Genomic DNA, 16,813 nt, shown 5'->3' with positions numbered 1-16,813 from the left:
ATACTATGGCACAGGCCATGAAAATCGCCATTGTCGATGACGAACAGGACATGCGCCAGTCGATCAGCCAATGGCTGGCACTGTCGGGATATGACACCGAAACCTTTGCCAGCGCCGAAGACGCGCTCAAGGTTCTGGGTCCGGATTATCCGGGGATCGTGATCTCGGATATCAAGATGCCGGGTATGGACGGCATTCAATTGCTGAAAAAACTGATGGGTGCGGATAGCACGCTGCCCGTTATCATGATCACCGGCCACGGCGATGTGCCGATGGCGGTTGAGGCGATGCGCGTTGGCGCGTTTGATTTCCTCGAAAAACCCTTCAACCCGGACCGCATGTCGGAACTGGCCAAACGCGCCAGCAACGCGCGGCGTCTGACGCTGGACAATCGCGCCCTGCGGCGCGAGCTATCGGGTGGTACGCAGATCATGAACAAACTGATCGGCGCAAGCCCGGTGATGGAGCGTCTGCGTGAAGATATCCTGGATCTGGGGCAGGCGGACGGCCATGTGCTGATCGACGGAGAGACGGGTACCGGAAAGACGCTTGTCGCACATGCTCTGCACGCGGTGGGCAGCCGCGCGGGCAAGAAATTCGTTCTGGTGTCCTGCGCGGCGCTTGAAGAAGAAGTGCTGTCCAAACGCCTGTTCGGCCCGATGATGCCCGAGGATGCGCAGCTTCCCGCGATTGAAGAGGCGCGTGGCGGGACTCTGGTTCTGGAAGATGTTGAGGCGTTGAGCGACACCTTGCAGGCCCGCTTGCTAAGCGTGATGAACGAGCAGGGCACCCCTGCGGAAACGCGGATCGTTGCGATCTCGAACCTGCAAGAAGCCGGCAAAACCTCCGAGGACGTGCTGCGCCCGGACCTGTTCTACCGCCTGGCCGCGCTTCGTATCACCATGCCGCCGCTGCGACAGCGCGGTGAAGATATCCTGACGCTGTTCACCCGCCTCAGCGAGCAGTTCGCCGAGGAATATGGCTGTGACGCCCCGCAAGTCAGCGCGCAGGAAGCGGCGCAGCTGTTGCAGGCGCCGTGGCCGGGCAATGTGCGACAGTTGATCAACATCGCCGAACGCGCGGTGCTGCAATCCCGGCGTGGTTCCGGGACGATTGCGTCCTTGCTGATGTCCGATCACGAGGAAATGCAGCCGGTCATGACCACCGAGGGCAAGCCGCTGAAGGAATATGTAGAAGCGTTCGAGCGGATGCTGATCGACAACACCATGCGCCGCCACAAGGGCTCGATCGCGTCGGTGATGGATGAGCTTTGCCTGCCGCGCCGAACGCTGAACGAGAAGATGGCGAAATACGGACTGCAGCGGTCTGACTATCTTTGAGAACCACGCTGGCACTTATTCAACGCTCCGATCACACGGGTGGTCGGGGCGTTTTTTATGGTGAAAAGGCTCGCGCTTGGTTTTTGAACGTATCTTAAAGAGATTTTAACCCGTTATAGGGGAAATCTGTTATACTGCATTCACTTATCGTTGATGCAGATTTGAATTTGGTAGTGGCGTTCCTAGGTTAAACACTCAAGATACGCGGGTGTTTGGTCCGCAAAAAACCGGCGATGCGCCTGATTTGGAGACGTATATGAAGCCCCTCTCGGCCCTCATTGTCGCTGCGACTATGGCGATGACTGGTCCGGCCTCGGCCGAGGACTGGACGGGGGCCTATGCGGGGTTCAGCTTTGGCTATGCGGATGCGGACGGGCCTGGTGGCGCTAGTGGCAACGATACCGTTTTCGGACCTCATGTCGGGTATGACCGCGATTTCGGTGCCTTCGTTCTGGGCGGTGAACTGGAGTATAACCGGCTTTCTCTCAACCTTGGTCAGGATCAGGGCAGCGTCGACAGTATAACCCGGCTGAAGTTTCGCGGCGGCTATGATTTTGGCGCGGCAATGGGTTATGTCGTGGTCGGCGCTGCGCGTGTTGAAACCTCGGAAGAAAACGACACAGCGGCGGTTTATGGAATCGGCATTGCCTATCCCATCGGCGACAACTTCGTGATCAGTGGCGAAGCGTTGCGGCAGGATTTTGACGATGTCACCCGCTCGGGCGGTGGGTTGGACACGAATATCTTCAACCTGCGCACGACGTTCCGGTTCTAAGCACCCTCACTCGGCAGCTTGTTGACCTGCCATCTCGGACGCGAACTCACAGATCGTCCTCAGAGCCGTTTCGAAGCGATCGTCATCGACAGTCATGGCAACGCGGACGTGTCCTGCAGCGGCTGTACCGAAGCTCTCTCCGGGCATGACGGCAATCGCGTGTTTATCGAGAAGGGCATTTGCAAACCGCTCACCGGTCAGACCGGTCGCACGGATATCCAACATTAGGTACATCGCACCATCCGCGGGGACGAGGCCGATGGTATTCTGTTCGGCCAGCACCTCTAGCGCGCGGGCCCGGCGACGACGGAAGGGGGCTGCAATTTCATCTTCGAGCGTTATGCCCACGCTTAGGGCAAAGCTCGCGGCATCCTGAATGAAGCCCGGAACGCCATAAGTGGTGTGGGTGGCGAGATTGATGAGGTGGCTGATGACCTCTTCCGGGCCAATGATCCAGCCGCAACGTGATCCGGTCATGGCATGGGATTTCGACATGGACCCGACGACCAGAGTGCGATCGGCCATACCGGGCAGGGCACGCGGAGACAGATGCGCGCCATTCCATATCTGTGTGTCGTAAACCTCATCCGAGATCAGCCACAGGTCGCGCCTCAGGCACAGCTCGGCAATGGCTTGCAGCGTTTCGGGCGAGTAAACCACTCCGGTCGGGTTGTTCGGTGTGTTGATCAGCAATGACACCGCGCCATCGGCCTTGGCCTCGATCTGTTCTGCGCGAGGTTGAAACGCATCCTCAGCCGTGGTCTGAACCGCCCGAGCCACAGCTCCGGCTCCACGAATGGTGCCGGGATAGGTGGCATAGTAGGGGTCAAGGAACAGCCCGACATCGCCGGGGTTGCACACAGCCGTATGAGCCGCAAACAACCCTGCCTGTCCACCCGGAGTGATCAGGACATTGTTTCGGGTGGTTGATACTCCGGTCCGGGTCTGAACCCGTGCGGCGACCGTGTCGCGCAGCAGATCGGTGCCCGGCACCATGGCATAACCGGTGTGGCCGTCGCAGGCCGATCGGTTCATCGCATCCAGGATCGAGGTATCGGTGCCGATGTCATGTTCGCCAATTGTCAGCTGCGTCACGGCGTGGCCTTCGGCGACCATGCGACGCGCGCGATAGAACACATCCCACCCGTCGCTGCCGCCTCCGGTGATCTGCGTGATGCGATCTGACAGTTTCATGGTCTTGTCTCGGTTTGTCTTTGTGGCGACAGGGACAGAGCGCTAAGGGATTGTCAATCAGCTTCGCGCAGGAAGTGTGGCCTGAACCTTTTTCGTGAGCGATGCGCGCACCAGATCGTAAGAGGCGGCAAGGCGATACCGCATTTCGTCCTCATCCGCGTCAAAAGGCAGGCGAACCCAGCTGCGGTGGAAATATGGGGCTTTCACACCGACACCCGCATCGATCAGCATCTGCGCGGTTTCGATATCGGGTGTTTTGACCGAAACGCCATCATTTGCGGTCCCGATACAGGCGAACATCTTATCGCCGACCTTCCACGCATCATGCCCGCCGCCCCAGGGGTCCGACCATTCGGCCCCCGGCAGGTCGCGGCAGATTGAGTTGACGAAATCCCTGCTCATGCGCGCAGAGTGCTGGAGAAGACGCGCGAACTCAAGCCTTGGCTTGGCGCATGACGCATGATATGCCGAGCAAATGAACCGGATGATCTGCACCATTATTTGCTGCATTACCTGCTGAATTCTCACGCGGGCCGGTTTCTTTCGTTTTCATCCCTGAGACAAGTTGCTAAGCCCGCGCCAACGCGCAAGCTTTAGGAGCCCGAGTGATGACGACAATCAAGCTGCACAATACACGGACGCGGATGAAGGAAGACTTCGTTCCGATCGATTCCGACAACGTGCGGATGTATGTCTGCGGGCCCACTGTCTATGACCGGGCCCATCTGGGAAATGCTCGGCCCGTGGTGGTTTTCGATGTCCTGTACCGGTTGCTGCGCCATGTCTACGGTGCGGATCAGGTCACTTATGTTCGTAATTTCACCGACGTGGATGACAAGATCAACGCTACAGCTCTGACCCGTAAACAGGCTGGGGCCGAGGGGTCCTTGGAGCATTTGGTGCAGGAACGCTCGGACGAAACCATCGGCTGGTATCTGCATGACATGGGCGCGCTTGGGGCGTTGGAGCCGAACGCGATGCCGCGCGCGACCGAGTATATCGCGCAGATGATCGAAATGATCGAAGGGCTGATCGCTAAGGGTCATGCTTATGCCGCTGAAGGCCATGTGCTGTTTGCTGTCGATAGCTGGAAATCGGGGTACGGTAAGCTCTCCGGTCGGTCGGTCGATGACATGATTGCCGGCGCGCGGGTTGAGGTTGCGCCATACAAAAAGAACCCAATGGATTTTGTGCTGTGGAAGCCTTCGACCGATGAGCTGCCGGGGTGGAACTCGCCTTGGGGTCGGGGCCGTCCGGGTTGGCATATCGAATGCTCGGCCATGAGTTATGAGTTGCTGGGCGCGAGCTTTGACATTCACGGCGGTGGCAATGATCTGATGTTCCCGCATCATGAGAATGAGATCGCCCAAAGCTGCTGCGCCCATCCAGAGGGCGAGTTTGCGCGCGTCTGGTTGCATAACGAGATGCTGCAGGTCGAAGGCAAGAAGATGTCCAAATCGCTGGGCAATTTCTTCACTGTGCATGACTTGCTGGAACAGGGCGTGCCGGGTGAGGTGATCCGCTTTGTTTTCCTGCAGACTCATTATCGCAAACCGATGGACTGGACCGAGAAGAAGGCACGTGAAGCCGAGGCGACGTTGCGCAAGTGGCGGGCGCTGACAGCGGGCATCGAGCCCGCCGCCACCGCGGCCCCCTCGGTCATCGAGGCGCTGGCGGACGACCTGAACACTGCGGGTGCCATCGCGGAACTGCACCGTTTGGCTGCGGATGGAGATACGGCGGCTCTGCTGGCCAGCGCACAAGTTCTCGGGCTTTTGGGCAACGATATGGGCGCTTGGGCCGAAGCAGTGGATCTGAGCACTTTCGCTGCCAGATTGGCAGAGGCGCGGGCTGAAGCGATGCAAAGCAAGGACTTCTCAGAAGTGGACCGTTTGAAATCCGCTTTCGTCGCCGCAGGTCTGGAAGTGCGCATGAGCAAAGAAGGCGTTGAACTGGTTCCGGCTGCGGGATTTGATGCGTCGAAACTGGAAGATGTTTGAAGGAAATCCGCGCGCCACGTGGAAAGATCGACTACTCTGGGCCAGCGGGAGCAAGCCATGACCAAGGAACGCCTCTATCTCTATGACACGACCCTGCGTGACGGGCAGCAGACGCAGGGTGTGCAGTTCTCGACGGCGGAGAAAGCTCAGATCGCGCAAGCTTTGGACACGCTGGGGGTGGACTATATCGAAGGTGGTTGGCCCGGTGCGAACCCCACGGACAGCGCGTTTTTCGAGGTCGCTCCGAAGACCTCTGCCCGGTTGACGGCCTTTGGGATGACCAAACGCTCTGGGCGGTCAGCCGAGAATGACGATGTGCTGGCCGCCGTTATGAATGCCGGGACGCAGGCTGTCTGTTTGGTGGGTAAGTCTCATGACTACCACGTGACCCACGCGCTTGGCATTTCGCTGGAGGAGAATCTCGAGAACGTCCGCGCCTCTGTCGCGCATCTTGTGGCGCAGGGGCGTGAGGCGCTGTTCGATGCCGAGCATTTCTTTGACGGCTACAAGGACAACCCGGCCTATGCGACCGAGGTCTGCCGGGCCGCTTTGGACGCGGGAGCGCGTTGGGTAGTGTTGTGTGATACGAATGGTGGTGCTTTGCCATCCGAGGTCGGGCGCATTGTGTCCGAGTTGGTCGCCGCAGGCCTGCCAGGGGATCGACTGGGTATTCACACTCACAACGACACAGAAAACGCGGTGGCGTGTTCACTGGCGGCTGTCGATGCGGGCGCGCGCCAGATTCAGGGCACTCTGAACGGTTTGGGAGAGCGATGTGGCAATGCCAACCTGACCGCTCTGATCCCGACATTGCTGTTGAAGGAACCCTATGCCTCGGGGTTCGAGATCGGTGTGAACCCGAACGCGCTGGCCGGTTTGACGCGGGTGAGCAGGATGTTGGACGATATCCTGAACCGGGTGCCGAGCAAGCAAGCGGCTTACGTAGGGGCCTCGGCTTTTGCGCACAAGGCGGGGCTTCATGCGAGTGCGATTCTCAAGGACCCATCGACCTACGAACATATCGACCCGGCGACGGTAGGGAACACGCGGATCATTCCGATGTCGAACCAGGCCGGGCAATCGAACCTGCGCAAACGGCTGAACGACGCTGGCCTGATGGTTGAAAAGGGCGATCCCGCCCTTGGCCGTATTCTCGATCGGATCAAACAGCGCGAGGCTGAGGGGTATTCCTACGATACCGCTCAGGCGAGTTTCGAACTGCTGGCGCGTGATGAGCTGGGGCAGATGCCCGAGTTCTTTGAGGTCAAGCGCTACAAGGTCACCGTTGAACGCCGCAAGAACAAATACAACAAAATGGTCAGCCTGTCCGAGGCCGTGGTTGTGGTGAAAGTGGACGGTGAAAAGAAGCTCTCGGTCAGTGAATCGGTGGATGATCAAGGCAGCGACCGAGGGCCGGTGAACGCGCTCTCCAAGGCGCTGGCAAAGGACCTGGGGCAGTATTCGCAGGTGCTGTCGGATATGCGTCTGGTCGATTTCAAGGTGCGGATCACCCAAGGCGGGACCGAGGCAGTCACGCGCGTCATCATCGACAGCGAAGACGGGCAGGGGCGGCATTGGTCGACCGTAGGTGTAAGTGCCAACATAGTTGACGCCTCGTTCGAGGCGCTGCTGGAGGCGATCCAGTGGAAACTAGTCCGCGATAGTGGGCATCGGAAAGCGGCGGCCGAGTGACTGCCGTCTTTGACGACGACGTAAAGGCTTGCGCGGCCCTTGTACAAAAGGCCGATCCGGACCGGTTTCTTGCCACCATGGCGTCCCCCGTCGAAGCGCGGGCCGTTCTGTTTCCGATCTATGCGCTGAATGCCGAAATCGCGCGCGCACCGTGGGTTACGCAAGAGACGATGATTGCCGAAATGCGCCTGCAATGGTGGCGCGATGCGCTGCAGGAGATTTCCGAAGGGCAACAGGTGCGGCGGCATGAGGTGGTGACCCCTCTGTCCAGGGTGTTGTCGCCACATCTGGCCGGTTTGCTGGATGAATATGTGGATGTCAGGCGGTGGGATATCTATCGAGATCCGTTTGAAGATACCGCGCATTTCGAGAATTACATCGACCAAAGCGCGGGCACGCTATTGCTGGTCGCGGCCCAATCCCTCGGGGCTGCGGATGAGGGCGTTTTACGCGATTTCGGCTACGCAGTCGGCGTCGCAAACTGGTTTCGGGCCATTCCGGAACTGGAGACCCGAGGGCGGATTCCCTTGCTTGACGGCACTGAAGACGGAGTACGCGCGTTGGCGGACACTGCGCTGAGGCGGTTGAAATCGGCGCGCAGCAGGCGATCTGAGGTATCCAGCGCCGCTCGCCCGGCTCTATATGCCGGATGGCAGGCCGAGTGGGTTTTGCGGAAGGTTCTGGCCAATCCCGCGCGAGTCGCGCGCGAGGATCTTGCGCAGGGGGAAATCGGGCGCAGGTTATCTCTGATGTGGACGGCTAGCACGAGCCGCTGGTGATCAGGCGGTGTCCGGCTCGGCCGGGCGCATGACCAGCCACAAAAGTGCGCCTCCGGCCAATGTGAGCAGGGGAACCATGGCAAGGTTCACAGCCGTCCATCCCTCGACCGGGGATCCACCCGAACAGTTCATCAACCCGCCCGAGGCCAGTGAGGCAAAGGTCACGCCGCCAAACACCAGAAGGTCGTTCATGCCCTGCATCCGGCCACGCTCGCTAACGTCATGAGAATCGGCCAGCATCGAAGTCGCGCCAATGAAGCCGAAGTTCCAGCCGATCCCAAGCAGGATCAGAGCGACGAAAAAGTTGCCAAGCTCCACCCCTTGAAGGGCGACAACGCCTGCGGCGCCGAGAATGGCAAGGCCGAGCGCTACGATCTTTTCAACGCCGAAACGGGCGATCAGGTGGCCGGTGAAAAAGCTGGGGATGTACATGGCCAGTACGTGGCCGGTCACTACATCTGCGGCATCATTGGCCGTGTATCCGCACCCGACCACAGCCAGAGGGGTCGAGGTCATCACGAGGTTCATCAGCGCGTAGGACACCATGGCGCAAATGATGGCGACGGCGATCCGAGGTGTCTTCAACATCTCGATACGCGACCGGCCTTTGGGGCTGTCTTCGCTCGTGCGCGGAGGTGTGGGGATGTCCAGAAAGAAGAACAGTGCCGAGCCGATGACATTGATGCCGATCACAGCCAGATAGGTGCCCAGGAACGGAATGACATAGGCCGTTGAGGTCAGCTTGACGATCTGCGGGCCAATAATGGCAGCCGCCAACCCGCCCGCCATCACATAGGAAATCGCTTTGGGCCGGAACGCGTCCGATGCTGTGTCAGCCGCCGCAAAACGGTAGAACCCGTGCGCGCTCATGTAGATTCCGGTCAACAGGCTGCCGATCAGGAAAACCGGGAAAGAGCCCAGATACAGACCATATGCTCCGATCAAACCGCCAAGCGCACCGGCGGTTGTTCCGACCAGAAACCCGGCGCGACGGCCCCAGCGTTGCATGATCGCAGAGATAGGCGTGGCCGCCAGCATCGATCCAAGAACGATCAGCGATATGGGCAGCGTCGCAAGGCAGGCGTTTGTGGCCAGCGATTGCCCGGCCAGCCCTCCGACAATGAACATCATTGGCATCTGCGCGCCCAGAACAGCTTGCGCTGCCACAAGGACTGCAACGTTGCGCTTGGCTTGATAGTCGTTCGGAGTCTCTGAAATCACAGTCATGACGCCATGCGTATCGGCGATCTGCGGCTTGCACAAGCGGGTTGCATACGCGGCAAAGCGCCCTAACGTGCAAGTGACAAAGAACACCGGAGCGTACATGTCCGTCGGACGCATCATCGAAACCAACGCCTGTGTGTCCGAAGGGGCCGAGTGGCTGGCCCAATCTTGTCCACGTATGGCCTATGCGATGGAACAGACGGGGCCGCTGCCTCTGCGTCGTAAACCGGATGGTTTTGCGCAGTTGTTGAGCGCAATCGTCAGTCAGCAGGTCAGCGTGGCCTCGGCCAATGCGATCTGGAAACGGATGCAGGACGCGAAATTGACCGGCCCGCGCAAGATCATGTGGGCGACAGATGAGGATTTGCGGGCCGTCGGGCTAAGCCGACAGAAGATCCGCTATGCGCGTGCTCTGGCCGAAGCCCGTATTGATTACAAGGCGTTACGCGACGCGCCTGATGCAGAGGTCATCTCGACCCTGACCGAGGTGTCCGGCATCGGTGTCTGGACAGCCGAGATTTACGCCATGTTCTCGCTGGGCCGCGCCGATGTGATTGCTCCGGGTGATCTGGCCCTGCAAGAGGCGGCGCGGGTTCTCTACGTCTTACCCAAACGTCCAACGGACAAAGAGCTGCGGCAGATGGCCGAGGCATGGTCGCCTTGGCGGTCGGTTGCGGCGCGGGTTTTGTGGGCCTATTACCGGGTGGCCAAGCAAAGAGAAGGGATCAGATGACACGGGTTTTGAACGCGCTCAGGAAAGAGCCGGTTTCGGGCGACACACGCTCGGTCGTGGTGTTCGTACACGGCTACGGGGCGAACGGGGCCGATCTGTTGGGCCTTGCCGACCCATTGGGCGAGCATTTGCCCGACACGCTGTTCGTAGCCCCCGATGCGCCGGAACAAATCCCCGGAATGCCAAATGGGTTTCAGTGGTTCCCGATCCCGTGGATCGACGGCTCATCCGAAGAGGAATCCCGACGCGGCATGGAGATGGCGAGCGACGACTTCAACGCCTTCCTCGACGCGCTGATGGTGGACGAAGACGTGCTTCCCGAGCAGGTTGTATTGTTCGGATTCAGCCAGGGCACGATGATGAGCCTGCATGTCGCGCCGCGCCGTGAGGACCCGGTAGCGGGGATCGTCGCGTTCTCGGGCCGTTTGCTGGAACCTGATTTGTTGCCGGATGAAACCGTCAGCCGGATGCCCATCCTGTTGGTCCATGGGGATGCCGATGACGTGGTGCCTCCGCAATCGCTGCCCGAGGCGGCCGAGGCCCTGCAAGCGGCGGATTTCAAAGAGATCTACGCCCATGTCATGAAAGGCACCGGCCACGGCATCGCGCCGGACGGCCTGAGCGTGGCGCTGGCCTTCATGCGCGACAAGCTGAGCCTGTAGGCATGATCGCGGTTCGCCCCATGATGCCCGAGGATGTGGCCGACGCCTGCCGCATCCTCAACGATATCATCGCCGCAGGCGGGACGACCGCGCATGAAATTCCCTTTTCAGAGGCGTTGTTTTCACAGAGCTATCTAACCGGGGCCGATAAGATTTGCTGCCACGTCGCATTGGACGACCAAGGCGCGGTGGCCGGGTTTCAGTGGTTGGGAACTCACGATGCCTTGCCCGAAGATTGCGCGGATATTGCCACCTTTACCCGGCGCGATCCTCCGTTGCGCGGCGCAGGGCGTGCGTTGTTTCAAGAAACCTCGAAAACTGCGGCGGCCGTGGGGTTCAAGGCGATCAACGCTACCATACGTGCGGACAATTCGCCGGGCCTTGGCTACTACGAAAAAATGGGGTTCGTAGACTATTCTGTGGACTATGGCCGCCCATTGCGGGATGGCACGCCGGTCAATCGAATTTCGAAACGCTTTGATCTTGGAAAGGGCAGCGCATGTTGATTGTCACTGGAACCGTCGAAGTCTCGGCCGATCATGTGGACAAGGCAGCTGAGGCTGCAAAGGTGATGGTCGCAGAAACAGTGAAAGAGCCGGGCTGCCTGATCTATGAGTTCAGTCAGGTACTGGGCCATTCAAACCTCTTCCGGGTTTATGAAGAATGGCAGGATCAGGCGTCGTTGGAGGCGCATTTCGCGGCCCCGCATATGGCGGCGTTCCAAGCCATATTGGCTGAAGTCGGTGTGATCTCAAGCGAGATATATCGCGTTGTGGGTGGAGAAAAGCAGCCCTTGCGCTGACGGTTTCAGACCCAAAGGTGCCCTTCGGCAAATTCGACTGAGTTGCCAGAAGGATCGCGCACGTAAAGGGACCGCGCGCCGTTTGGCCAATCGAACTCAGCATCCAGGGGGATGTTCCAATCCAGCAGATGCTTTCGCATTGCAGCCATCTCATCCCGCGTCAGGACCAAGCACACATGCCCCGGCCCAAGCGCGCCGTGCGTAGGGACAGGCAGCTCCGGGTTCAGCGGCGGCTGCTGGGTCTTTTCAGGATTGAATATCAGCAGAACAGAGGCTCCGACCCGATAAAACACGTGGCGGTCCTCAATGCGCTGTATCTTTTCCAGCCCCAGAACCTCACCGTAGAACCGCTCGGCGGCGTCCAGATCATCGACATAAAGCGCCGCTTCCAAGATGGCAGAGGGGGCCGGTATCTCGGGTGTCACCTTCATGCGGTTCAGTTTAGCCCGGCGCGTGTGGTCTGTCACCGTCGGGGGCGTCGATCCCGTTTGCGCTGAGCCGTGGCCTGTATCTGCGGCATCGGCAGGCTGTCCCACTGACCCGTCTTGAGCCCTTCAAGCGTCCAGTCTCCGATGCGACAGCGGATCAGGCGCAGGGTCGGCAGGCCAACGGCCGCTGTCATCCGGCGCACCTGTCGGTTTTTGCCCTCGCGAATCGTCAGCTCGATCCAACTGTCCGGCACGGTCTTGCGTTCGCGGATCGGAGGCGTACGGGGCCAGAGGTCTGCGGGCTCATCAATCTGGCGTACTTTGGCGGGGCGGGTCAGGCCGTCCTTCAACTCGACCCCATCGCGCAGGGCCTGGAGGGCCGCCATATCTGGCTCGCCCTCGACTTGCACCCAATAGGTTTTGGCCATCTTGTGTTTCGGGTCTGATATCTGCGCCTGCAGCTTGCCGTTGTCGGTCAACAGAATCAGCCCTTCGCTGTCACGGTCCAGCCGACCGGCGGGATAGACGCCGGGTAGGTCGATGAAATCCGACAGGGTGCTACGCGGCGACTCGGCGTTTGCGCGGTCGGTGAACTGCGGCAGCACGTCAAAGGGTTTGTTGAATCGAATGAACCAGCTCATACCTCCGCCATAGCCTGCAAAACACGCTGTGTGCAACCTGTGGATAACTGTCATCTGTCTGTTACGGATTCGGCTTACCCAGTCTGCGACATATTGTGGAAACTCAGGGCTTGTCAGAGTTTTAACACGATATATAGTTATCTTAAGGCCGGAGCGGGTGCTCTCCGCTCTGGTGTGACAAACGGGCAGCTGAGAGCGAGGAGCGATTCTGTGATGGACGGAGACTTCAGGACCGATTTTGTAAGAGAACCGGGTATGCTCAAACAGCATCCGGCCTTGGTTTTGAATGCCGATTACCGCCCTTTGTCCTACTATCCCTTGTCTCTGTGGCCGTGGCAGGAGGCGGTCAAGGCGGCCTGGTTGGACAGGGTCGACATCGTGGCTGAATATGATGAAGTGGTCCGCAGCCCGAGTACCGAGATCCGAATACCGTCGGTGGTTGTCCTCAAAGACTATGTAAAACCCAGAAAGCGCGTGGCCTTCACGCGCTTCAATTTATTTCTGAGGGATGAATTCCGCTGCCAGTATTGCGGAAGCCGGGACAACCTGACCTTTGACCACGTGGTCCCGCGCGCCGCCGGAGGGGTAACGAGTTGGCAGAACGTGGTTGCCGCATGCAGCCCATGCAATCTGCGCAAAGGCTCCAAATCGCTACGTCAGGCAGGAATGAACCTGCGCAAACCGCCGCGTCAGCCCGATGCAGAAGCCTTGCGCAATATCGGACGGAAATTCCCGCCGAACCACCTGCATGACAGCTGGATCGACTTCCTCTATTGGGACGCGGAACTGGACGAGGCTTAAGCCTTCGCCCGCCACGCGGCCAGCCAGAGCAGAACCAGAACCGCAGAAATGGCTGCGTTCCAACCGGCCATGGACAGGCCAAACATTTCCCACGGAATCTCATCGCATCGCACCAGCGGGGCGGCCATGATCTGGTTCATAAGTTCTTCTGCCGACAACCCTCCGATATCACCCGAGGTGCAGGTTGAGGGGCCTTCCCACCATCCTTGCTCGACACCCGCGTGGAAGAAGCCAATTCCGGCCGTGATCATCGCGGCCAAGGCTCCGATCAGTGGCAGCGGGTTGAGTTTCGGCAATGCCAAGGCCAGAGCACCGATCACAACAGCCACGGCGTGCGGATAGCGTTGCCAGATGCACATTTTGCAGGGGGCGAGACCGCCAATATGCTGAAATCCCCATGCGCCCAACAACAGGGCCGCAGACCCTCCGGCTGCCAGGATCACGTAAGTTGATCGTTTTGTCATAGATATTTAACCGCCAGAAACCCACCAAACAGCAGGATGATGAACAAGGTGAACATAAGCCCGAGGCGCTTTTCGATGAAATCCCGGATTGGCTCTCCGAACTTCCACAGCAGGCCTGCCACAAGGAAGAACCGCAACGCACGCGCCAGAATCGAGGTCGCAATGAAGGTACCCAGCGGCATGCCGGTCCAGCCGGACATGATGGTGATCACCTTGTAGGGGAAGGGGGTCACACCGGCCGCCAGCACGGCCCAGAAGCCGAAATCGTTGAAGCGGGTGTTGAACTCTTCCATCGCGTCGGCCTTGCCCATTGACTCGAGAATGGGTTGTCCGATGCTTTCATAGGCAAAGGCGCCAATCGCATAGCCCAGCATGCCGCCCAGGACCGAGGCCACCAAGGCCACGCCTGCAATCAACCACGCCCTCGAAGGGCGCGCCAGAATCATCGGGATCATCAGGACATCGGGTGGAATCGGAAAGAACGAGCTTTCGATAAAGGCCACGACGGCAAGCGCCCATAGGGCATGAGGGTGCTCGGCCAGCCGAATGGTCCAGTCATACAGGGATCGCAGCATCACACTCTCACAGTCGCGTCTCAGGTCGTGACAGGCAAACCACGGGCGTGCGGAAGGGTCAACTGCCGCGCGGCCAACAATCAACGGGGCAGTGTGTTTTTGCCTCTGGACCTTCCCAGTCAGGGGCGCTAATCCAATGTCCGTGGCCCAAGTGGCGGAATGGTAGACGCAGGGGATTCAAAATCCCCCGCCTTCACGGGCGTGAGAGTTCGAGTCTCTCCTTGGGCACCACATTGATTATTATTGATAAATTCAGTTTCAACATCCTTAAATTCTACTGTTTTCTCGTCGTCTTTGTCTCTTTGTGACTACGGTATGACTACATTGTACTCTGTCTATCCCAGATTCTATTATCATATGTAATGATTGTGGATCTGTTCGAAATGTCGGAGCAACACAGTTTTTTCTGTTATTTGTAGCTGGATGGTATATCAGGAAGCACAAGATGTATCCCATCCCATCCAGGCACCATACTGCAAAATAGGATTGAAAATCCTCGTGTCGGTGGTTCGATTCCGCCCCCGGGCACCACTCCCAATTCACGAAAAATATTTCTTGGTAAATCAAATAGATGTGTAGTTATTGATTCCTCGATTCTTCTCGGGGAAGAAACATTCGGCGTAATTGCTGTTCTTTTGTTGCTTAAACCGAGAGCTTTTTGTTCTGGATGGAGGAAGAGCAACAAATGGCACTTTCTGACGTGACTTTTAGCTTAATGCTTCCCACCGGTAAGCGGTACCGTAAGTCGGACTCTGGAGCCCTGTTTATTGAAGTGGCGCCCAATGGAGTGAAGACGTGGAAGCTTGCATACCGGCATAGTGGAAGACCGCACTCTAAGGTCCTTGGTGTTCATCCTACGGTAAGTCTAAATCAGGCGCGCATGATACGAGATCGTGCAAAAGCTGTATTAAAGCAAGGCAATGATCCATTCCCCGTCCGAAAAAGAAGGCAGCGTCGACCGGTCGTCCTGTTTTAGGGGAAACCTGGCGTGAGGTCGCTTCTGAGTACCGAGAGCGTAGAGTCCTCCAAGGGGCGGCTCCTAAGACTATCAAAAAAGATGGAAATTATGATTCAGAAACGATGCCGGGAATTGGCGAAACGCCAGTCCGCGACCTACGGCCCTTAGATTTGCTCCCGATGCTCCGACTAGAAGAAGCAAATGGACACTTCGAAACCGCTTCTAGGTTACGCACACTAGTTGGGCAGATATTCCGTTACGCAGTCGCAACCGGACGAGCGGATAGGGATCAAGCTAGAGACTTAAAGGGGGCAATAGTGCCGCCTAGGCGACGCCATCACGCTGGTCTGATCGACAAGCAGGACGTTGGGGGCCTGATGCGTTCTATTCAAGGCTATTCCAACAACCCCGTCTTCAGAATTGCACTTCTGGTCTTGGCGTACACGTTCGTCCGTCCCAGGAACTCGCGTTGCTTTGCAATATCTCCATCATTGGGTGCCGTATAGGTCAAAAGTGCTCGACCGAATGGAAATGGGTGGCTGGATGCGGTTGAGTTCATCAGACACCGCACCGGCTATTGGATGAAAACGATTAACCCGCGAAACTCCATCGCTGCAAAACGTCTCGCGCTTTTGCCATATTCAATGCATTTGCCATGTCGTTTTGCATTCCTTCAAGTGCCTGATCATCAAGCACAAGCAACTCGCTAAAACCACATGCACTGCAAGTGATATCTTCATTCGAAATTGTGCTATCGGAAGAGCCGCATTCCGGGCACTTTGCAAGGACATCGTCGTTGAACATTTCGCAACCTCTGGCCAGTTATTTCTAAACTAGGTCAGTTGATTGATGTTTCACGGGATCACAGAGCGCCAACTGATTTTCCATTGACGCCACTGACTTCCTCTCGTTCGTTCTGGTAGCGTATCTGCCCGAATGCAAAACCTGATGATGTTCTGCACCGGGCCGAAGCACATCTTTATCGGCTCAAATTATGTACGATAGTCCGGATTGGCGGTGGTTTCTGAAATCAGTCAGTTGCTCATTTTCCGAGCGGTCTGCTTCGCGTCATATTGCTTCCACAGCCCCATATGTCCGTTTTGCCGCGCATTTGCCAGCCACAGCTTTTTTCGAGCGTCGGGCATTTCCATAGACCGGTACTGTCCACCGGAGAATTTTGGCCAGTCTATCGCCAAACCAAGTTTGACCATTTCAGCGGATAGATCACGGCCATCCTCAAGGTAGCACTTTGCAACAGTCCGTCCGTGGGTGTCTTGCTCGGTCACTTCGGCCCTAATTTTTTGACCCTTGCAAAGCGAAACGAGCGCCCATTTCGCCTTCTTACCATATGGATGGTTCATCTCGGGAGCATCGACGCCAAACAGACGAACCTGTGTTTTTTTAATGACTAGTGTATCGCCATCTACAACGTACGCTGAACCCGCTAGTATCGTGACGTCGGGTTTCGGTACCGTATGGTCTGGATCAAAACGCTCTGACTGCGATGTGCGCTGCCGTTGGTTCGTAGTCAATCTAGGTTTCTCATGCATACCTGACAGACTCGGCGGAGTAGTTGTATCGCCTGGCCTGTTACTGCGCATTGCCAAATACACAGCAACAGCCAAAACCAAACCCAAAACTATCAAGATTTCCATACGCTAGGTCTCCAAGAGTTAGGTCAATCAAATTTTTTGCACTGGATCGAGATCGAACCAAGCACACGTTCGGGTTGATATGCTAGGGGC

The 16,813-nt window shown here is 57.9% G+C and carries 21 protein-coding genes and 1 tRNA gene; 13 read left to right on the top strand and 9 right to left on the bottom strand.

What is annotated here, in order from left to right:
- Positions 1-5 precede the first annotated feature (5 nt).
- Together ACR0B5_RS04290 and ACR0B5_RS04285 are read left to right on the top strand one after the other, a co-directional pair.
- On the top strand, positions 6-1,340 hold the full coding sequence (locus ACR0B5_RS04290; RefSeq protein WP_170373631.1) for a sigma-54-dependent transcriptional regulator: 1,335 nt from the start codon (positions 6-8) through the stop codon (positions 1,338-1,340).
- A 256-nt stretch (positions 1,341-1,596) separates the two neighbouring features.
- Positions 1,597-2,115 (top strand): outer membrane protein, encoded by a 519-nt coding sequence (locus ACR0B5_RS04285; protein WP_480538623.1) that lies wholly within the window; start codon positions 1,597-1,599, stop codon positions 2,113-2,115.
- A gap of 6 nt (positions 2,116-2,121) precedes the next feature.
- On the opposite strand, the gene ACR0B5_RS04280 is transcribed toward ACR0B5_RS04285, so the two are convergent.
- Positions 2,122-3,309, bottom strand: coding sequence for a pyridoxal phosphate-dependent aminotransferase (locus ACR0B5_RS04280; RefSeq protein ID WP_480538621.1), 1,188 nt, complete (start codon positions 3,307-3,309; stop codon positions 2,122-2,124).
- Positions 3,310-3,366: 57 nt separating this feature from the next.
- Complete coding sequence (locus ACR0B5_RS04275; RefSeq protein WP_170548904.1) at positions 3,367-3,711, bottom strand: MmcQ/YjbR family DNA-binding protein; 345 nt, start codon at positions 3,709-3,711, stop codon at positions 3,367-3,369.
- Positions 3,712-3,917: 206 nt separating this feature from the next.
- On the opposite strand from ACR0B5_RS04275, the gene cysS reads away from it, so the two are divergent.
- From cysS to ACR0B5_RS04260, 3 genes are read left to right on the top strand one after another with little or no spacing between them, the layout of a single operon-like run.
- Complete coding sequence (gene cysS, locus ACR0B5_RS04270; RefSeq protein WP_480538619.1) at positions 3,918-5,309, top strand: cysteine--tRNA ligase; 1,392 nt, start codon at positions 3,918-3,920, stop codon at positions 5,307-5,309.
- Positions 5,310-5,366: 57 nt separating this feature from the next.
- A complete protein-coding gene (gene cimA, locus ACR0B5_RS04265; protein ID WP_480538617.1) occupies positions 5,367-7,001 on the top strand; it encodes a citramalate synthase in 1,635 nt (544 codons plus the stop codon).
- Positions 6,998-7,780: a squalene/phytoene synthase family protein gene (locus ACR0B5_RS04260; RefSeq protein WP_480538615.1), complete on the top strand. Its 783-nt coding sequence runs from the start codon at positions 6,998-7,000 to the stop codon at positions 7,778-7,780. The genes cimA and ACR0B5_RS04260 overlap by 4 nt, the downstream gene beginning before the upstream one ends.
- Here the strand turns inward: ACR0B5_RS04260 and ACR0B5_RS04255 are convergent, their stop codons facing one another.
- Positions 7,781-9,007, bottom strand: a complete 1,227-nt coding sequence (locus ACR0B5_RS04255) for an MFS transporter (RefSeq protein ID WP_480538744.1) — start codon at positions 9,005-9,007, stop codon at positions 7,781-7,783.
- Positions 9,008-9,104: 97 nt separating this feature from the next.
- Between ACR0B5_RS04255 and ACR0B5_RS04250 the strand changes: the two genes are divergently transcribed.
- Genes ACR0B5_RS04250 through ACR0B5_RS04235 form a run of 4 tightly spaced genes read left to right on the top strand, consistent with a single transcriptional unit; the run spans position 9,105 to position 11,201 of the window.
- Entirely contained in the window at positions 9,105-9,737 is a 633-nt protein-coding gene (locus ACR0B5_RS04250; protein ID WP_170641495.1) for a DNA-3-methyladenine glycosylase 2 family protein, read from the top strand.
- On the top strand, positions 9,734-10,399 hold the full coding sequence (locus ACR0B5_RS04245) for an alpha/beta hydrolase (protein ID WP_475216125.1): 666 nt from the start codon (positions 9,734-9,736) through the stop codon (positions 10,397-10,399). Before ACR0B5_RS04250 ends, ACR0B5_RS04245 begins: the two co-directional genes overlap by 4 nt.
- A 2-nt stretch (positions 10,400-10,401) precedes the next feature.
- Positions 10,402-10,905 (top strand): N-acetyltransferase family protein, encoded by a 504-nt coding sequence (locus tag ACR0B5_RS04240; RefSeq protein ID WP_480538612.1) that lies wholly within the window; start codon positions 10,402-10,404, stop codon positions 10,903-10,905.
- Positions 10,899-11,201, top strand: a complete 303-nt coding sequence (locus tag ACR0B5_RS04235) for a putative quinol monooxygenase (RefSeq protein ID WP_480538610.1) — start codon at positions 10,899-10,901, stop codon at positions 11,199-11,201. Before ACR0B5_RS04240 ends, ACR0B5_RS04235 begins: the two co-directional genes overlap by 7 nt.
- Positions 11,202-11,206: 5 nt before the next feature.
- Here ACR0B5_RS04235 and ACR0B5_RS04230 read toward each other — a convergent pair whose 3' ends face one another.
- Both ACR0B5_RS04230 and ACR0B5_RS04225 read right to left on the bottom strand, forming a co-directional pair.
- Positions 11,207-11,632, bottom strand: coding sequence for a VOC family protein (locus ACR0B5_RS04230; RefSeq protein WP_480538608.1), 426 nt, complete (start codon positions 11,630-11,632; stop codon positions 11,207-11,209).
- Positions 11,633-11,664: 32 nt separating this feature from the next.
- Positions 11,665-12,270, bottom strand: a complete 606-nt coding sequence (locus tag ACR0B5_RS04225; protein WP_480538606.1) for an rRNA large subunit pseudouridine synthase E — start codon at positions 12,268-12,270, stop codon at positions 11,665-11,667.
- 213 nt (positions 12,271-12,483) lie between these two features.
- Between ACR0B5_RS04225 and ACR0B5_RS04220 the strand changes: the two genes are divergently transcribed.
- Positions 12,484-13,071: an HNH endonuclease gene (locus ACR0B5_RS04220; RefSeq protein ID WP_170458136.1), complete on the top strand. Its 588-nt coding sequence runs from the start codon at positions 12,484-12,486 to the stop codon at positions 13,069-13,071.
- Here the strand turns inward: ACR0B5_RS04220 and ACR0B5_RS04215 are convergent.
- Together ACR0B5_RS04215 and ACR0B5_RS04210 are read right to left on the bottom strand one after the other, a co-directional pair.
- Positions 13,068-13,535, bottom strand: coding sequence for a disulfide bond formation protein B (locus ACR0B5_RS04215; protein WP_480538603.1), 468 nt, complete (start codon positions 13,533-13,535; stop codon positions 13,068-13,070). The two genes, ACR0B5_RS04220 and ACR0B5_RS04215, sit on opposite strands and share 4 nt — an antisense overlap.
- Entirely contained in the window at positions 13,532-14,110 is a 579-nt protein-coding gene (locus ACR0B5_RS04210) for a YqaA family protein (protein ID WP_475216113.1), read from the bottom strand. The genes ACR0B5_RS04215 and ACR0B5_RS04210 overlap by 4 nt, the downstream gene beginning before the upstream one ends.
- 145 nt (positions 14,111-14,255) lie before the next feature.
- Here ACR0B5_RS04210 and ACR0B5_RS04205 point away from each other — a divergent pair.
- The 3 genes from ACR0B5_RS04205 to ACR0B5_RS04195 all read left to right on the top strand — a co-directional run bounded on the left by ACR0B5_RS04205 (position 14,256) and on the right by ACR0B5_RS04195 (position 15,574).
- Positions 14,256-14,341, top strand: a tRNA-Leu gene (locus ACR0B5_RS04205).
- Positions 14,342-14,777: 436 nt separating this feature from the next.
- On the top strand, positions 14,778-15,086 hold the full coding sequence (locus ACR0B5_RS04200) for an Arm DNA-binding domain-containing protein (protein ID WP_480538601.1): 309 nt from the start codon (positions 14,778-14,780) through the stop codon (positions 15,084-15,086).
- Positions 15,038-15,574, top strand: a complete 537-nt coding sequence (locus ACR0B5_RS04195) for a tyrosine-type recombinase/integrase (RefSeq protein ID WP_480538742.1) — start codon at positions 15,038-15,040, stop codon at positions 15,572-15,574. Before ACR0B5_RS04200 ends, ACR0B5_RS04195 begins: the two co-directional genes overlap by 49 nt.
- A gap of 85 nt (positions 15,575-15,659) precedes the next feature.
- On the opposite strand, the gene ACR0B5_RS04190 is transcribed toward ACR0B5_RS04195, so the two are convergent.
- On the bottom strand, positions 15,660-15,872 hold the full coding sequence (locus tag ACR0B5_RS04190) for a hypothetical protein (protein ID WP_480538599.1): 213 nt from the start codon (positions 15,870-15,872) through the stop codon (positions 15,660-15,662).
- A 230-nt stretch (positions 15,873-16,102) separates the two neighbouring features.
- A complete protein-coding gene (locus ACR0B5_RS04185; RefSeq protein ID WP_480538597.1) occupies positions 16,103-16,723 on the bottom strand; it encodes a thermonuclease family protein in 621 nt (206 codons plus the stop codon).
- Positions 16,724-16,813 lie beyond the last annotated feature (90 nt).

The organism is Ruegeria sp. AG1 (genome assembly GCF_056541705.1).
This window is presented reverse-complemented; position numbering and strand designations above follow the sequence as displayed.

Excerpts from the sequence above, each read along its gene's own strand:
- ACR0B5_RS04290 (WP_170373631.1), top strand. The coding sequence starts at position 6 with ATGGCACAGGCCATGAAAATCGCCATTGTCGATGACGAACAGGACATG.
- ACR0B5_RS04285 (WP_480538623.1), top strand. The coding sequence starts at position 1,597 with ATGAAGCCCCTCTCGGCCCTCATTGTCGCTGCGACTATGGCGATGACT.
- ACR0B5_RS04280 (WP_480538621.1), bottom strand. The coding sequence starts at position 3,309 with ATGAAACTGTCAGATCGCATCACGCAGATCACCGGAGGCGGCAGCGAC.
- ACR0B5_RS04275 (WP_170548904.1), bottom strand. The coding sequence starts at position 3,711 with ATGAGCAGGGATTTCGTCAACTCAATCTGCCGCGACCTGCCGGGGGCC.
- cysS (WP_480538619.1), top strand. The coding sequence starts at position 3,918 with ATGACGACAATCAAGCTGCACAATACACGGACGCGGATGAAGGAAGAC.
- cimA (WP_480538617.1), top strand. The coding sequence starts at position 5,367 with ATGACCAAGGAACGCCTCTATCTCTATGACACGACCCTGCGTGACGGG.
- ACR0B5_RS04255 (WP_480538744.1), bottom strand. The coding sequence starts at position 9,007 with ATGACTGTGATTTCAGAGACTCCGAACGACTATCAAGCCAAGCGCAAC.
- ACR0B5_RS04250 (WP_170641495.1), top strand. The coding sequence starts at position 9,105 with ATGTCCGTCGGACGCATCATCGAAACCAACGCCTGTGTGTCCGAAGGG.
- ACR0B5_RS04245 (WP_475216125.1), top strand. The coding sequence starts at position 9,734 with ATGACACGGGTTTTGAACGCGCTCAGGAAAGAGCCGGTTTCGGGCGAC.
- ACR0B5_RS04240 (WP_480538612.1), top strand. The coding sequence starts at position 10,402 with ATGATCGCGGTTCGCCCCATGATGCCCGAGGATGTGGCCGACGCCTGC.
- ACR0B5_RS04235 (WP_480538610.1), top strand. The coding sequence starts at position 10,899 with ATGTTGATTGTCACTGGAACCGTCGAAGTCTCGGCCGATCATGTGGAC.
- ACR0B5_RS04230 (WP_480538608.1), bottom strand. The coding sequence starts at position 11,632 with ATGAAGGTGACACCCGAGATACCGGCCCCCTCTGCCATCTTGGAAGCG.
- ACR0B5_RS04225 (WP_480538606.1), bottom strand. The coding sequence starts at position 12,270 with ATGAGCTGGTTCATTCGATTCAACAAACCCTTTGACGTGCTGCCGCAG.
- ACR0B5_RS04220 (WP_170458136.1), top strand. The coding sequence starts at position 12,484 with ATGGACGGAGACTTCAGGACCGATTTTGTAAGAGAACCGGGTATGCTC.
- ACR0B5_RS04215 (WP_480538603.1), bottom strand. The coding sequence starts at position 13,535 with ATGACAAAACGATCAACTTACGTGATCCTGGCAGCCGGAGGGTCTGCG.
- ACR0B5_RS04210 (WP_475216113.1), bottom strand. The coding sequence starts at position 14,110 with ATGCTGCGATCCCTGTATGACTGGACCATTCGGCTGGCCGAGCACCCT.
- ACR0B5_RS04200 (WP_480538601.1), top strand. The coding sequence starts at position 14,778 with ATGGAGGAAGAGCAACAAATGGCACTTTCTGACGTGACTTTTAGCTTA.
- ACR0B5_RS04190 (WP_480538599.1), bottom strand. The coding sequence starts at position 15,872 with ATGTTCAACGACGATGTCCTTGCAAAGTGCCCGGAATGCGGCTCTTCC.
- ACR0B5_RS04185 (WP_480538597.1), bottom strand. The coding sequence starts at position 16,723 with ATGGAAATCTTGATAGTTTTGGGTTTGGTTTTGGCTGTTGCTGTGTAT.